The organism is Parasphingorhabdus halotolerans (assembly GCF_012516475.1).
Classification (GTDB): Bacteria; Pseudomonadota; Alphaproteobacteria; order Sphingomonadales; family Sphingomonadaceae; genus Parasphingorhabdus; species Parasphingorhabdus halotolerans.
Genome location: NZ_CP051217.1, coordinates 1,859,965 through 1,873,401, shown reverse-complemented (window position 1 = coordinate 1,873,401; position 13,437 = coordinate 1,859,965). Strand labels below are relative to the sequence as shown.

The 13,437-nt window shown below is 52.7% G+C and carries 19 protein-coding genes; 11 read left to right on the top strand and 8 right to left on the bottom strand.

What is annotated here, in order from left to right; all coding sequences use genetic code 11:
• Positions 1 to 206: 206 nt before the first annotated feature.
• Positions 207 to 752 (bottom strand): hypothetical protein, encoded by a 546-nt coding sequence (locus tag HF685_RS09180; RefSeq protein WP_168819481.1) that lies wholly within the window; start codon positions 750 to 752, stop codon positions 207 to 209.
• A 50-nt stretch (positions 753 to 802) separates the two neighbouring features.
• Here HF685_RS09180 and HF685_RS09175 point away from each other — a divergent pair, with 50 nt between their 5' ends.
• From HF685_RS09175 to HF685_RS09155, 5 genes are all read left to right on the top strand, one after another.
• Positions 803 to 1,570 carry a TlyA family RNA methyltransferase gene (locus HF685_RS09175; protein WP_168819479.1) on the top strand — a complete coding sequence of 256 codons (768 nt, stop codon included), beginning with the start codon at positions 803 to 805 and terminating at the stop codon, positions 1,568 to 1,570.
• 61 nt (positions 1,571 to 1,631) lie between these two features.
• Positions 1,632 to 2,798 (top strand): mechanosensitive ion channel family protein, encoded by a 1,167-nt coding sequence (locus tag HF685_RS09170; protein ID WP_168819477.1) that lies wholly within the window; start codon positions 1,632 to 1,634, stop codon positions 2,796 to 2,798.
• A 111-nt stretch (positions 2,799 to 2,909) separates the two neighbouring features.
• Positions 2,910 to 4,088 carry an acetyl-CoA C-acyltransferase gene (locus HF685_RS09165; RefSeq protein ID WP_168819475.1) on the top strand — a complete coding sequence of 393 codons (1,179 nt, stop codon included), beginning with the start codon at positions 2,910 to 2,912 and terminating at the stop codon, positions 4,086 to 4,088.
• A gap of 73 nt (positions 4,089 to 4,161) precedes the next feature.
• The gene (locus HF685_RS09160) at positions 4,162 to 4,455 is read left to right on the top strand and encodes a putative quinol monooxygenase (RefSeq protein ID WP_168819473.1); all 294 of its coding nucleotides are present in this window, start codon (positions 4,162 to 4,164) and stop codon (positions 4,453 to 4,455) included.
• An 86-nt stretch (positions 4,456 to 4,541) separates the two neighbouring features.
• Complete coding sequence (locus tag HF685_RS09155) at positions 4,542 to 5,036, top strand: pyridoxamine 5'-phosphate oxidase family protein (RefSeq protein ID WP_211051090.1); 495 nt, start codon at positions 4,542 to 4,544, stop codon at positions 5,034 to 5,036.
• Positions 5,037 to 5,089: 53 nt separating this feature from the next.
• Here the strand turns inward: HF685_RS09155 and dgcA are convergent, their stop codons facing one another.
• From dgcA to HF685_RS09140, 3 genes are read right to left on the bottom strand one after another with little or no spacing between them, the layout of a single operon-like run.
• Positions 5,090 to 6,055 carry an N-acetyl-D-Glu racemase DgcA gene (gene dgcA, locus HF685_RS09150; RefSeq protein ID WP_168819472.1) on the bottom strand — a complete coding sequence of 322 codons (966 nt, stop codon included), beginning with the start codon at positions 6,053 to 6,055 and terminating at the stop codon, positions 5,090 to 5,092.
• A gap of 34 nt (positions 6,056 to 6,089) precedes the next feature.
• Positions 6,090 to 7,514 carry a putative O-glycosylation ligase, exosortase A system-associated gene (locus HF685_RS09145; RefSeq protein WP_168819470.1) on the bottom strand — a complete coding sequence of 475 codons (1,425 nt, stop codon included), beginning with the start codon at positions 7,512 to 7,514 and terminating at the stop codon, positions 6,090 to 6,092.
• Positions 7,507 to 7,674: a hypothetical protein gene (locus HF685_RS09140; protein ID WP_168819468.1), complete on the bottom strand. Its 168-nt coding sequence runs from the start codon at positions 7,672 to 7,674 to the stop codon at positions 7,507 to 7,509. The genes HF685_RS09145 and HF685_RS09140 overlap by 8 nt, the downstream gene beginning before the upstream one ends.
• A gap of 107 nt (positions 7,675 to 7,781) precedes the next feature.
• On the opposite strand from HF685_RS09140, the gene HF685_RS09135 reads away from it, so the two are divergent.
• The gene (locus tag HF685_RS09135; protein ID WP_168819466.1) at positions 7,782 to 9,014 is read left to right on the top strand and encodes a TIGR04063 family PEP-CTERM/XrtA system glycosyltransferase; all 1,233 of its coding nucleotides are present in this window, start codon (positions 7,782 to 7,784) and stop codon (positions 9,012 to 9,014) included.
• 16 nt (positions 9,015 to 9,030) lie between these two features.
• Complete coding sequence (locus tag HF685_RS09130; protein WP_168819464.1) at positions 9,031 to 10,134, top strand: hypothetical protein; 1,104 nt, start codon at positions 9,031 to 9,033, stop codon at positions 10,132 to 10,134.
• Position 10,135: 1 nt separating this feature from the next.
• Here HF685_RS09130 and HF685_RS09125 read toward each other — a convergent pair whose 3' ends face one another.
• Positions 10,136 to 10,456 (bottom strand): hypothetical protein, encoded by a 321-nt coding sequence (locus tag HF685_RS09125; RefSeq protein WP_168819462.1) that lies wholly within the window; start codon positions 10,454 to 10,456, stop codon positions 10,136 to 10,138.
• 34 nt (positions 10,457 to 10,490) lie between these two features.
• Positions 10,491 to 10,679 carry a hypothetical protein gene (locus HF685_RS09120; RefSeq protein WP_168819460.1) on the bottom strand — a complete coding sequence of 63 codons (189 nt, stop codon included), beginning with the start codon at positions 10,677 to 10,679 and terminating at the stop codon, positions 10,491 to 10,493.
• 142 nt (positions 10,680 to 10,821) lie between these two features.
• Between HF685_RS09120 and HF685_RS09115 the strand changes: the two genes are divergently transcribed.
• Positions 10,822 to 11,481, top strand: a complete 660-nt coding sequence (locus HF685_RS09115; RefSeq protein ID WP_425500186.1) for a S24 family peptidase — start codon at positions 10,822 to 10,824, stop codon at positions 11,479 to 11,481.
• A 57-nt stretch (positions 11,482 to 11,538) separates the two neighbouring features.
• Positions 11,539 to 12,201 carry an MBL fold metallo-hydrolase gene (locus tag HF685_RS09110; RefSeq protein WP_281352767.1) on the top strand — a complete coding sequence of 221 codons (663 nt, stop codon included), beginning with the start codon at positions 11,539 to 11,541 and terminating at the stop codon, positions 12,199 to 12,201.
• Here HF685_RS09110 and HF685_RS09105 read toward each other — a convergent pair.
• Positions 12,198 to 12,449, bottom strand: a complete 252-nt coding sequence (locus tag HF685_RS09105) for a DUF6356 family protein (protein ID WP_168819457.1) — start codon at positions 12,447 to 12,449, stop codon at positions 12,198 to 12,200. The two genes, HF685_RS09110 and HF685_RS09105, sit on opposite strands and share 4 nt — an antisense overlap.
• Before the next feature lie 140 nt (positions 12,450 to 12,589).
• Positions 12,590 to 13,030, bottom strand: a complete 441-nt coding sequence (locus HF685_RS09100) for an MAPEG family protein (protein ID WP_168819455.1) — start codon at positions 13,028 to 13,030, stop codon at positions 12,590 to 12,592.
• A gap of 51 nt (positions 13,031 to 13,081) precedes the next feature.
• Between HF685_RS09100 and HF685_RS09095 the strand changes: the two genes are divergently transcribed.
• On the top strand, positions 13,082 to 13,243 hold the full coding sequence (locus HF685_RS09095; RefSeq protein ID WP_168819454.1) for a hypothetical protein: 162 nt from the start codon (positions 13,082 to 13,084) through the stop codon (positions 13,241 to 13,243).
• 2 nt (positions 13,244 to 13,245) lie between these two features.
• Positions 13,246 to 13,425, top strand: coding sequence for a 50S ribosomal protein L32 (gene rpmF, locus HF685_RS09090; RefSeq protein ID WP_168819452.1), 180 nt, complete (start codon positions 13,246 to 13,248; stop codon positions 13,423 to 13,425).
• Positions 13,426 to 13,437 lie beyond the last annotated feature (12 nt).

The window sequence follows — 13,437 nt, the reverse complement described above, 5'->3', positions numbered from 1 at the left end:
AACCATGAGACATCGGACCACCTCCTTTCGCTGTTGAAAAATATACGAACTGTTGCATTGAATTTTCTCCGCTGTTCGACGGTTTCAATGTGAATCAATTTATGGCTACGCACAAGGCTTGAAATTATTTATTTTGCTGTCAATATTACGGGTTCTATTAAAGCGGGCCGTCTCAAACCAATGCGGAACTAGAAAACACCGCTTCGTTACCGGCAATCTTCCACGACACGCGCAAACTCTGCCCAGACCGGGATAGCTAGTGGCTGCATCCCGGTTGTTTGGACCGCAAACCGGCCACGGCTAAAGGCTATGCGGTCGAGCATATAGTCCGCCGGAGCCAAAGCTAGTGCGGAGTAATAGGGTGAGCTGCTGCCCGTGCTGCGGGTTGGATAGGATTGTAAACCAGAGCTGGCCCGCAACGTGGTCTGCGCGCCCGAGGTTGCCTGGCCCGCCCGCGACAGGAAAATCTGTCGCTGGTCGCGATCGCAACGGACTGTCAGTGTTGCATCGGCGTTTGCCGGGCCAAAGAGCGCGATCGAACCGCGATCATCCTGGCGATAAACCCATGTGCCCGGCGCGATGGGCCACTCGGTCCAATCATCGCTTACTGGTACCTGTGCTGGCGCAGGAGTCGATGTCTGAACAACCGGAGCGGGCGCGGGGGCTGGTGTTGGCTCGGGCTGAGCCGTCGAACACGCTGCAAGGCTGAACACAGTGGCGATTGCCGAAAAATTATTTACCGTGATTCTCATAGCGAGCGAATATGGTCAAAACCAATGGCTTAGGCTAGTGCCAATCTTGCATGACCTATAATGGAACCAAACCGGAGAAAACCGTTAAGCTGCGCATTGATCAATTGCTGGTTGATCGCGGCATGGCGGAAACCCGCACGAAAGCGCAAGCCTATATCATGGCGGGTCTGGTGATGGTTGGCGGACAAAAGATCGAAAAACCGGGACAAAAAATCGCGTCCGATCTGGAGATTGTTCTGAAAGGCAAGGATCATCCGTGGGTGTCGCGTGGGGGATTGAAGCTGGATCATGCGCTAAAACATTTTGAAATTGATGTGACTGGCATGACCGCTATTGATGTCGGCAGTAGCACCGGCGGATTCACCGATGTGTTGCTCAGCGGGGGTGCAGCGAAGGTTTACGCCGTGGACAGCGGGACCAACCAATTGGCATGGAAGCTGCGCCAAGACGAGCGGGTGATTGTGCACGAACAAACCAGCGCGCGGGTATTGACCGAGGCGCACATAACCGAGCCTGTTGATCTGATAGTATGCGATGCCAGTTTTATCTCGCTGACCAAGGTGTTGGAACGACCGATCAGTTTCGCCAAGAAGGGCGCGATACTGGTTGCGCTGATCAAGCCGCAATTTGAAGCCGAGCGTGCTGATGTTGGCAAAGGCGGTGTCGTGCGTGATGAAGCGGTGCACAAAGCTGTCTGTGACAAGGTCGGGCAATGGCTGATAGCGCAAGGTTGGTCCGTGCTGGGTTTAACCACAAGTCCAATAACTGGGCCCAAAGGCAATGTTGAGTTTTTAATCGCCGCTCAACGGTCAACATGATGCAACCGAAAGCCGACAGACGGGTTGTGTTTTATCCCGACCCCGACTAGCGGACAGAATTATGACCAATGCTACAGCATCACCCGTCGGGCCGACAATTCCGGACTTTGCTAAATCGTTTAATACGCTGGTTTCGGATAGCAGTCTTTGGCTTTCGACCCACTATATCGAACTGATTGTTGCCATCGCTATCGGTGTTGCAATTTACGTCGTTCTGGGCGTCGTAAAAAGATACGCCTCGCGCTACGTCAACAAAAGCGAAAGTCTGACCGACTATAAGCTGATCCTGATTAAGGCGATCGCACGCACAAGCCGATTCTTCCGAATCATGGTTTCTGCCGAACTGGTTGTGACTTTTGCCTACGCCCCTTTCAGCATCGACAAAATCATCCATGTGTTTTTCACTATTTCAGCGATTTTACAGACGGCCATTTGGTTACGCGAAATCATTTTAGGGTTGTTTAACCGCAGACTTACCGCCGATCCTTTGGAAAATGAGACCTTGGCGAACGCAATGGCGCTTATTCGGCTGTTCGTGACGTTTATCCTGTTCGCCATCGCAACGATCATGATCCTCGACAATCTGGGTGTTGATGTAACCGGGCTTGTTGCGGGTTTGGGTGTCGGTGGTATCGCTATCGGCCTCGCTGCGCAGGGCATATTCTCCGATTTATTCGCAGCTCTGTCGATTATTTTCGACAAACCGTTCCGCCGCGGGGATACGATCACCTATGATACGACCATTGGTAAGATCGAGAAAATCGGCCTGAAAAGCACACGATTGCGATCAGTTACCGGCGAAGAAGTCATCATCTCCAACACAAACCTGCTTGGTAAAGAAATTATCAATATGACCCGTCTCGACCGTCGCCGGACGCGCTTTGGCATTGGTGTGATCTACCAAACCGAACCGAAAGAGGCGCGCCGCATTCCCGAATTGCTCAAGAAAATAGTCGAATCGAATGATGCGGTATTTATCCGGTCCGGCTTTGTCGGATTTGGCGATAGCTCGATCAATTTTGAACTGGATTTCGATATTTTGAGCAGCGACTATGAAGTCGTGTTTGAGGGGCGTCACAAGATCGGGCTGGCGATATTACAGACATTTAACGAGGAAGGTTTTGAATTTGCCTATCCCACGCAAACTACCTTTACGTCTGCGCCTGATGGCAAAATGATCATGCCTTATCCGGAAGGCGGTTTCGGAATCGCTGCCAAAGAGGGCTAGCGTGCCGTAACGTCAGGTGCGTTTCAAAGAAAAACCTTGTTAATTGACCGATTAAAAGGGACACTAGCGTCATATTTCGACTCATAAATTCACAATAAAAGGAACTTCACCATGCGTGACGCAGTCATCGTTTCTACCGCCCGTACCCCTATCGGCCGTGCCTATAAAGGCGCATTTAACGCTACTCCCGGCCCGACACTGGGCAGCTATGCCGCAAAGGCAGCAGTCGAACGCGCGGGCATTGATCCCGCCATGGTTGATGATGTTGTCTGGGGCAGCGCCCTGCAACAGGGATCGCAGGGCGGCAACCTGGGACGCAACGTAGCTTTGCGGTCTGGCTTCCCTATCGAAGTTCCGGGCATGACGCTCGACCGTCAGTGTTCTTCCGGTTTGATGGCAATTGCAACGGCTTCCAAGCAAGTCACAATTGATCGCATGGATGTTGTTGTCGGCGGCGGACAAGAGTCCATCTCTACTGTCCAGACCCCAGAAATGCGCGTTGCACCGGATCCAGCACTGCTTAAAATGCACGACGATATTTATATGCCGATGCTCCAAACCGCTGAAGTCGTTGGTGCGCGCTATAAGATCTCGCGGGAAGCTTGCGACGAATATGCGCTGAAATCGCAGCAGCGCACCGCAGCAGCACAGGAAGCTGGCAAATTTGACGACGAGATAGTCGAAGTAACGGCAATAATGGGCGTGCAGGACAAGGAAACCAAAGAGATTTCGATGCACGAAATTACACTCAGCAAGGACGAAGGCAATCGCCCGACCACAACGCTGGAAGGTTTGCAGTCTCTGAAGCCTGTTCTCGGCGAAGATAAAATCATCACCGCCGGTAACGCATCGCAGCTGTCTGACGGTTCATCCGCCAGCGTTGTGATGGAAGCAAAGGCTGCTGAAAAAGCAGGCCTTAATCCGCTTGGCCGTTATGTCGGCATGGCGGTAGCGGGCACGAAGCCTGATGAAATGGGCATTGGTCCCGTTTTCGCAATCCCAAAATTGCTTGAACGCTTTGATCTGAAAATGGACGATATCGGTCTGTGGGAATTGAACGAAGCCTTTGCTGTGCAGGTGCTATATTGCCAGCAGAAACTGGGCATTCCTGACGAGTTGCTCAACGTAAACGGCGGCTCGATATCAATCGGTCACCCCTATGGTATGACCGGCGCGCGTTGCACCGGGCACGCTCTGATTGAGGGCAAACGTCGCGGCGCGAAATATGCGGTCGTCACAATGTGCATCGGCGGAGGACAAGGCGCCGCGGGATTGTTTGAAATCTTCTAATAGCGAAACATTCTAACGGGCTGGTGGGAAATCACCGGCCCGTTTCATTTATAAAAAGACAGAAGGACAGATTATGGCAGCAGTAGGTATCATCGCGACGTTGACGGTTGCGGAAGGCAAGAATGCGGTTTTTGAAGCCGCGTTTTCGGAGTTGATGGCGGAAGTTCACGCGAACGAGCCGGGCAACGAATTTTACTCGGTATTCCAGTGCCGTGATAATCCGCAGCAATATAAAGTTCTGGAGCGCTATGTCGATCAGGCCGCCCTTGATGCCCACGGCAAGTCGGATCATTTCCGGGCGGCTGGGCCAAAGCTGGCACCTTGCATGGCGGCGGCTCCGGTTATTGAAAACATGGATAGCATCTAAACTTGATCTGAATAAATCGACTGTTTTCGCGGAACAAATCTGGATGCTGCGCGTAAGTTTCTCATAACCCCGAAGGAGAAACATACATGGCAGACGCCGATATGAAAACCGCTGAGAATATTCAAGAGATCAAGGAAGAATTTTGGGAAGCCCTAGACGACAGCCCTTATGTGATGGTCAGCATTATGGGATCAAATGCACATGCAATCCCGATGCGCGCGCAACTCGATAAAGATGCGGATAGCGCTATCTGGTTCTTCACCAGCACCGATAACCGACTTGCAAGTGGTGGTCCAGCGATGGCGCAATTTGCCAGTAAGCGCCATGATCTCTTTGCCTGCATCGGCGGAACGCTGACCAAGGAAACCGAGCCGGCGGTTTTCGACAAGCTGTGGAGTAATGCAGTTGAAGCGTGGTACGAAAAAGGTCGTCTTGACCCAAAACTGCTATTGCTGCGCTTTGACCTTCGCAATGCAGAAATCTGGGAATCAGATCCGGGCATTGTCGGTATGTTCAAGATGATGACCGGATTGACGATGGATGGTAACGAAATGGGCGAACACGCGAAAGTCGCGCTTTAGCATATTTCTCCAACACAGAATTACACGGCCTCCGCTTCAAACCGGAGGCCGTTTTATTTCGGGCCAATCATGCCACCGGAAAAAACAAAACCATCAGATCGGTCTTTCGCCAGCAATAACGGACCGTCAAGATCAACCCATCGGGCACGCTGGGCCAATGCAAATGCAGGGCGGATGCCAAGGGATGTTGACAGCATACAGCCGACCATCAGCTTAAGCCCTTCTGCCTCCGCAGCATTTGCTAATGCTATGGCTGCCGTCAACCCCCCGGTTTTGTCGAGTTTGATGTTCACCGCATCATAATAGGGCGCAATGCGCTTGATGTCGGCAGCGGTATGGCAGCTTTCATCAGCGCATAGAGGTACAGGCGATTGCACTCCGGCGAGCAATTCGTCTCGTCCAGCGCTAACCGGTTGCTCAATCAATTCTACTCCCAAACCAGCCAATCTCGCAGCCTCTCGCGCAATGTCGAGATCATTCCAACTTTCATTGGCATCGACAATCAAGCGGGCATTGGGCGCCCCGCGATGCACGGCGACGACCCTTTCATGGTCATTATCGCCCGATAGCTTGAGTTTGAGCAGAGAATGGCGGTCACCCGCAGCTCTTGCATCAGCTTCCATTTTCGACGGTTCACCAAGCGAAATGGTATAGGCGGAAATGAGGGGTTGCGGTTTGGGCAGCTTCGCGACCTGCCAAAGCGGCTTGTCCAATTTCCGGGCTTGCAAATCCCAAAGCGCGCAATCGAGCGCGTTGCGCGCCGCACCCCTTGGTAAAGCTTGCAGCAGCATTTGCCGATCAAATTCTGTGGCCTGGTTGGCAAATCCTGCGATCGTGCCGACGCAGCTTTCCGCCGTTTCGCCCTCATAATATATCGGCGTGGACTCGCCTTGGCCTTCATGAAAACCGTCCGACACCGTACAGACCACGATATCAACATAGGTCTTTGCACCCCGGCTGATGATGAAACTGCCATCGACAGGCCAGCGTTCAATTTGTGTGGTAACGGTTAAAGCCATGTTCGGTGCTTAGCATCACAGATTGTGGCGTCATCTAATTTGTGAAAGGCTGGGCTGAACCGGGACCTGGCTTGGGCAATGCGGGGGGTCTGGCCTTGCCGGTCAAGCGCTTGGCAATAGGGCGCCATTTCGCTTCGGTCGAGCGGCGCGACATATAGGTGTCGAGCCCCAATTGCATCGCGACCAGCATATAGATAAACGGCTGGTATGCCACGCCGACGAAAAGTGCGCCGACCATATAGATGATATGGCCGTGCTGCAGGGCGATGGCGAGCGGCGCGACCCATTTTTCACCCTCTTTCGGGGTTTTGGTGTAGCGGCGCCGTAGCACCTCCATTCGCCAAATACCTCCGCCGTGGATAAGCAGCCAGATTACCAGGCCGGGATAGCCTTGCTCACCCAGCATTTCAAAATAGCTGCTGTGGAAGGCGCGGCTTTCGTCGACAATCTCTATCGGACCTTCGTCTTCAATTTCATATTCTACCTCTTCTTCGGGTTTATCAGGGTCTTCGATCAGATCATAGCTGATCTTGTTGAGGCGATAAGAATCGAAGCCGCCGCCAAAGGGGTTGTTTTTCGCGTATTCCAGCGTCCACTGCCACACGGCGATGCGGGTAGAAGCGGATTCATCCGCTTTGTAATTCTCTATAGTCGACATCCGGTCTGAAAAGCTCTGAGGCAGGAACGGAATTGCCATTAGCCCCAATATGACTGCTAGACCGGCATAAATGAAACGATATTTCACGAAGCGTAACTGCAGTACCGCGAGCACCGCGATGCAAACCAGTCCGGTCCGCGCTTGTGTTCCGATTGGAATGAGCAGCGCGGCAAAGCATAAAGCATAAGCGAAGAGCTTGACCCGCCAGTCTGGCGGAAAGACCGTGCCCCAATTGGCCAGCCAAAGGATAAGCGGAATGATACAGATCGCAACCATCGAGATAATCGAGCCTTCGTAAAGCCCGCTATTGTCATCAATAAGCAGCACCAATACGCCATAGCCACCGCCCGATGCCAGTGTTTTAATGCCGCCGGTGATGATCAGCGTGCCTGCGCAGAGCACCATGAACAGCGCTAACGCTTCAATCCGCAATTTTGTTTTCAGTGTCAACGGCAGGAAGATTGCAAAGACCAGCGCTTTCCACACCCAGTCCCATTTTTCCAAGGCAGCTTCCGGTACGGCGGCTTGCACGGTGGTGTACCCACAATAAACAAGCAACAAAATCATCAAACCTTGCCGGACGGAGAAACGGCTGTCCTTCTTTTCGTCACCAACCATATACCCCAGAAAGGCGAGGCCGAAAACGATTAGTGACAGCGGGATGCTGTTGAGAAGAAAATAACTAAGGCGCTGCGGCGCAATGATATCGACATAAGCGTAGACCAGAGTGAACAAAAATGGGCGCTTGAACGCAATAAATAGTAGCGCAAGCAAATAGCCGACGAATACGAGATCACGCATCGGGATTTGCTCCCGAATTTTGGTTGCCCGCACCAAAGCCGCTCGGTTCCTTGTCCCTTTCGGGTGGGTCTTCGAGATCGAGATCGGGGCGATGAATGAGTCGCCACGCCGCAATCAGCAGCAGACCATGTGTCAGCGCGATTGAGAAATTGTCGATCATCTATCCAAATCATCCCGTCCATGCGCATCAAACGCGTTTCTATTCTTCGCGCGATACAGGGATTGGGTTGACGGGACGTTAATCCTTTTCGGGCACAGAATCTTTCCATGACACGGATTTTACATATCTTGGATCACAGCCTGCCGCTTCATAGCGGCTATTGCTTTAGAACCCGGGCGATTATGAAGGCGCAGATTGCTGGTGGTTTGACCGTAGCTGGCGTCACGGGCGTGCGGCAAAACCAGCATGGTTATGAAGCAAAGACGCCTTTGGAACAGGCCGACGGTTTGGATTTTTACCGCACCTTGGCCGCGGTTGACGGCCCATCACCGGTGCGCGAATGGCGCGAGGTAGCGGTTTTCGCTGAACGGATTGCCTCGGTCGTACGCGAGTGGCGTCCGGATGTGCTCCATGCCCATTCTCCTGCGCTGAACGGATTGGCAGCCTTACGGGTCGCCCAAAAAACTGGCCTGCCTTTGCTTTATGAAATTCGGGCCTTCTGGGAAGATGCCGCTGTCGGTAATGGCACGGGCCGCGAAGGCAGTCCGCGTTACTGGCTGACCCGGCAGCTGGAAAACCATGTTGTTAACGGCGCTGATGCGGTAGCGGTGATCTGTGAAGGATTGAAATCCGACCTTGTTTCGCGCGGCGTTGCCCAGCAGAAAATTACCGTTTCGCCGAACGGCGTTGATCTGGAGTTATTTGGCAAGCCACCAGCGCCGGATGAAAATTTGCGTGCTGAGTTGGGCTTGCAGGGTAAATCGGTTCTCGGCTTTATCGGCAGCTTCTATGATTATGAAGGTCTTGATGATCTGATAGCAGCAATGCCGATGTTGCAGCAGCGATGCCCTAAAGTGCATTTGCTAATGGTTGGCGGCGGGCCGATGGAAGAAGCCTTAATGGAACAGATGGAGGCTTCCGGCATGGGTTCTGCCATCACCTTCACTGGCCGCGTTCCGCACGATGAAGTCGAGCGCTACTATGGTTTGATGGATGTAATGGTCTATCCCCGCAAAGCGATGCGCCTTACCGAGTTGGTGACGCCGCTCAAGCCGCTTGAGGCGATGGCGCAGGGCCGCCTTGTCGCCGCATCCGATGTTGGTGGTCATAAGGAACTGATTGAAGACGGCGTTACGGGGACATTATTTCCTGCCGGAAACCCGGAAAAAATTGCTCAAAAACTAGCCGATTTGTTCGAAAACCGAGAAGCGTGGCCACAAACCATTGAAAAAGCAAAGAAATTTGTTGAGGCAGATCGTAACTGGTCGTCAAACATTTTGCGTTACACTCCTGTTTACCAAAGGCTGATTGCGCAAAAATCTTTTGAGCGCGCGGCCTGAATCGACGGAGTATATTGTGGACCAGCTAGATCAAGATCTGACCCGCTTTAAAAAGCCAAGCATGGCTGCTGTTGGCGGCTTTGCAGCGGCCCTGGTCATTGCGACATTACCAGCTGTTTATCTGGAAAAAATCATCGGCTTTACCGGCATAGCTGAAATTATATCCGCTGCTGCGCCGCCGCTGGGGAACACTGCGAAGGGGCTTATTGCAGTGACGGCCGGACTGGTTTCTGCGTCAATTATTTATCTGTTTCTTAATCAAAAAGGGGGCTCTGACATGGGCTTGGCATTACCAAAATTTTCCGTTTCTGACGACAACGTTGCAGATCCGGGGCAACCGATGGTAAAAAAATCCAAATTTTCATTGAAGAAATTACTGCGGAAACCGAGAAAAACGGGCGCGACAAATGACAGGAAAGTAATGGACCTTGCTGATCTGCCAAAATTGCGGGAAGCGGATGCGCATCCTGATGCTCCTGCTCGCCGTCCAATTTTTGCCGAAGCCGATCTGGGTTCACCATTGGCTGAAAAAATCCAGCCTTTCGAAGCCGCCTCGGCTGCGCCTCAACAGGCTGAACCGCCAGTGGCTGAAACACGGGCGACCACGCCGGCTCCGTTTGTCGCTGATAGGCAGTTGCGCGCGCCTGTTGAGCATGTGTCTCAACATCAAGTGCCAGCGCAAGAAACCGCGTTGGACCTTTCCAATATGGTTGTAGCGCCTGCAGAGCAGGTTGCGGCTCCTTTACAGGCACAAACCGTTGCCGCGCCGGAATCACAAATTCAGCCACACGAAGATCAGCCACAAGAAGATATGTCCGCGCTGTCGATTGCCGATTTGGCGAGCCGACTGGAAGCAGGCCTGGCACGGCTGAAGCAACTTGAAATCGCGAGCCGCGCCATTGCCGATCCGGTTGCCCCGGAAGCTGCGTCAGTTGTACCGGCACCTGCAGAAAATGCTGGCAGCTTCAGTGTCTCCAGCCAAGAGGCACCGCTTAATGTTCCTTCTTTAAAGCCGGTCGAAAAAACCGAAGAGGAAGTTCAGGCCGCGCGTCAGGCTGATATGGATGCGGCGCTAAAGGCGGCGCTGGGCACTTTGGAAAAAATGACAGCGCATCGGTAGTTTAATCGGCCGGTTTCCCCACCGGATCGACTATCGTCAAAATGTCGATGGCAATGCGCGCGTCTGCTGGCGCGCGTAAGTGCACCAGTATATCGGCTACAAAATGGCCGGAAATGTCAAATTCATGGCTGACCAGTGGCGCAAGCAACGCGTTGACAGTCTTTTCCTCGACGCCCGGTTCAGTGATTAGTTCGAAATAATGCCGCGTGCCGGAGAAGGTGATGCTCGCCCAGGGTTTTTCCCGTTTCAGGGTAATTTCGCCATAGCGTCCAAAATACTGCTGTAATTGCATGGTGAGCTGGCTGCCCACATCATTTTTCACGATGTGCCGCGTCCTCTTCCTGACCGGACAATCTTTAACAGGCATGGTCGCTGCGCCATTCTTTCATGAAATTGATCACGCGCTGGGAAATATTATTGCCAGGCTGGCGGCCATTGCGCAGATCTTCGACAAAGCGCGGGTCGCGCACCGACAAGCGGCCAAACTTGGTCCACGGCATATTGGTGTCGCGCATAAATTTTTCGATTTCTCGTAACAGGTGCATTGGCTCTCTCCGCTAGTTTCGGTCGGTGTTGGAGGCGGCGAATCGCTTCCAATAGGGAAAATCCTATTTGAAATGTAATTTCCTACATGTCTAGGATATTTCCTATTGCCATTTTCGGCCAATCGTCTAAAACCGGAGCATGATGCAGGATGATCCGCGTGCAAATCTGGAAGAGCTTATCCGTAAAAACGGCGATGATTTTTCGTCGCTATCGAAGATGCTTGGCAAGAACCCGGCCTATATTCAGCAATATATCCGCCGCGGAACGCCGAAAAAGCTCGATGAAGATGATCGCCGGCGGTTGGCCGAATTCTATGGTGTGGATGAAGAGCAACTCGGCGCAGTTGGCCGTTCGCCCGCCGCATCGAAGCGATCTGGAAAGCCGTCAGACGGTTTGTTCCGGATCAGGCAATTGCAGATCGGCGCGTCCGCAGGCCCCGGATCGATTGCGGATGATGGTGAATATCACGAAGCTATGGGCTTCGGGCCAAAATGGCTGAAACAATTGGGCGCTGACCCCAAGAACCTTTCGCTTATCAGCGTTGATGGCGATTCGATGGACCCGACCTTGTGCGATGGTGATGACATCATGGTCGATCACAGTGCCGCCCAGCGCCCGCTTCGCGATGGCATATATGTGCTGCGCATGGATGATGTGCTGCTGGTCAAGCGGGTCGCGCTCGGACCATCGGGAAAACTTTCGATCCGCAGCGATAATCCGCAATATCCTGATTGGGACGATGTCCATGCCAACGAAGTGAATATTATTGGCCGGGTGGTTTGGACCGGGCGGCGATTATAATCCCCCTCGCATTTTCGGCCCTTGCAACTTGCGCGCGCCACCGCCAAATAGCATCCCATGACAGAAGCACCCTTGAAAGCCGTGATTATTCCGGTGACACCACTCCAGCAGAATTGCACGCTCCTTTGGTGCACCAAAACCAATAAGGCCGCGCTTAGCGACCCCGGCGGCGACTTGAACCGGCTGAAGGCGGCGGTGGAACAACATGGCGTTGATCTGGAAAAGATCATCATCACCCATGGCCATCTTGATCATTGCGGGCAGGCGGGGATGCTGGCTGAAGAACTTGGCCTGCCGATTGAAGGCCCACATAAAGATGACCTGTTCTGGATTGACCAGCTTGATGGCGACGGCGCGCGTTATGGCATGGAAGCCAAGAGCTTTGTGCCAGACCGCTGGCTCAATGATGGCGATCAGGTGACTGTCGGCGATCTGGTGCTGGATGTGATCCACTGCCCGGGACATACGCCTGGCCATGTCATTTTCTATCACGAACCATCAAAGCTGGCGGTTGTTGGTGATGTGATTTTTCAGGGTTCTATCGGACGGACGGATTTCCCGCGTGGCAATCATCAGGATCTGATCGACGCGATCACGCAGAAGCTATGGCCGCTGGGTGATGATGTTACGTTTATTCCCGGACACGGACCAGTCAGCCAATTTGGTCATGAGCGGCGCACCAATGCGTTTGTTGCCGATGATGTGCTGGCGGCGCGCTAGATACACCATTCCAAAGGCTGTTCGCCGACCTTATCGAGGTTCTTTGGTTTCACGCGGTTAGTCACCATGCGCTCATGCAGATTGCGCACCAGATTGCTGCCGGTTTTTTCAAACAGGAACGGGAAGAAACCATGCAGCAGGCAAGCAAATCCGGTTATGATCATCGGAACACCAAAGCTCGAAGCCGTGGCAAAATGCTCAAGATAGGTTTCGCCAACTGCCTTGGGGTGATCGGTAAAAGGGTTCATGTCCGCTCCATCTGATTGATTAGAGGATATAATAGCCTGTCGATAAGAAATATCTTTGCCAAAATTCCCGAAGGCGCATCTGATGGAACGAAAATATTCTAACTGAAAGATTCAAACTAGAATATTTTTTGCCTTTTGTCTTAAAGCGTTTCACCTTCTGCCATCGGGATAGGCGCAGTGCTCGCGTCCGCAACGGTGAAATAGGGTATGGCGATCGCGTAAATCCCCAATCCCAGCAGGGTAAGCATCGTCACAAGCGTACCGACCATCCGGCCTTTGCCAAATTTGCCATCATCCATGCCGATGCCATGAGCGACACGGCCGAGAAGGTAAATGCCGCCGACGATCCATAGCCATGTCGGCGATCCCATTGCCAGTTCGATCAGGCCAATTAACGCCAAGACAAATGGGGCGGATTCAATGAAGTTGCTATGCGCCCGCATCCGGCGAATAACTTTATCATTACCGCCGTCGCCAACACTTACTTTTTCGCTGGTTCGAACCTGCCCGACGCGAATCATCAGCCAGATGTTTATCAGCGCAGCAGCGCCTGCAATCGTCAATGTAATCGGTAAAATCATAAATCCCCCAAAGCGGTGTTAAAATATCCCGCTGCTATAGGAGTAGAATGCTTGCAACGCACAGGAAAATCGTTATACGCGCCCTTTCGCATGCGACTTGCCAGCGGCTTTGCGGTGATTCTCTTCATTTTGGAAGCGAGCTACCGGAAAATCAACAAGCCCAAAGTATTGCCGCATTGGTTATCGATAATTGAACTTAAAGAACAGGCTTAGCAATGGCTGTACCTAAAAGAAAAACGACGCCGTCAAAACGCGGAATGCGCCGGTCACATGATGCTTTGAAAGTCGAAGCACATCAGGAATGCCCGAATTGCGGTGAACTCAAGCGCCCGCATCATATGTGCGGCTCTTGCGGCCATTATAACGGCCGTGAGGTCTTGGCTGTAGACCTTTAATCGTTTAGGCTT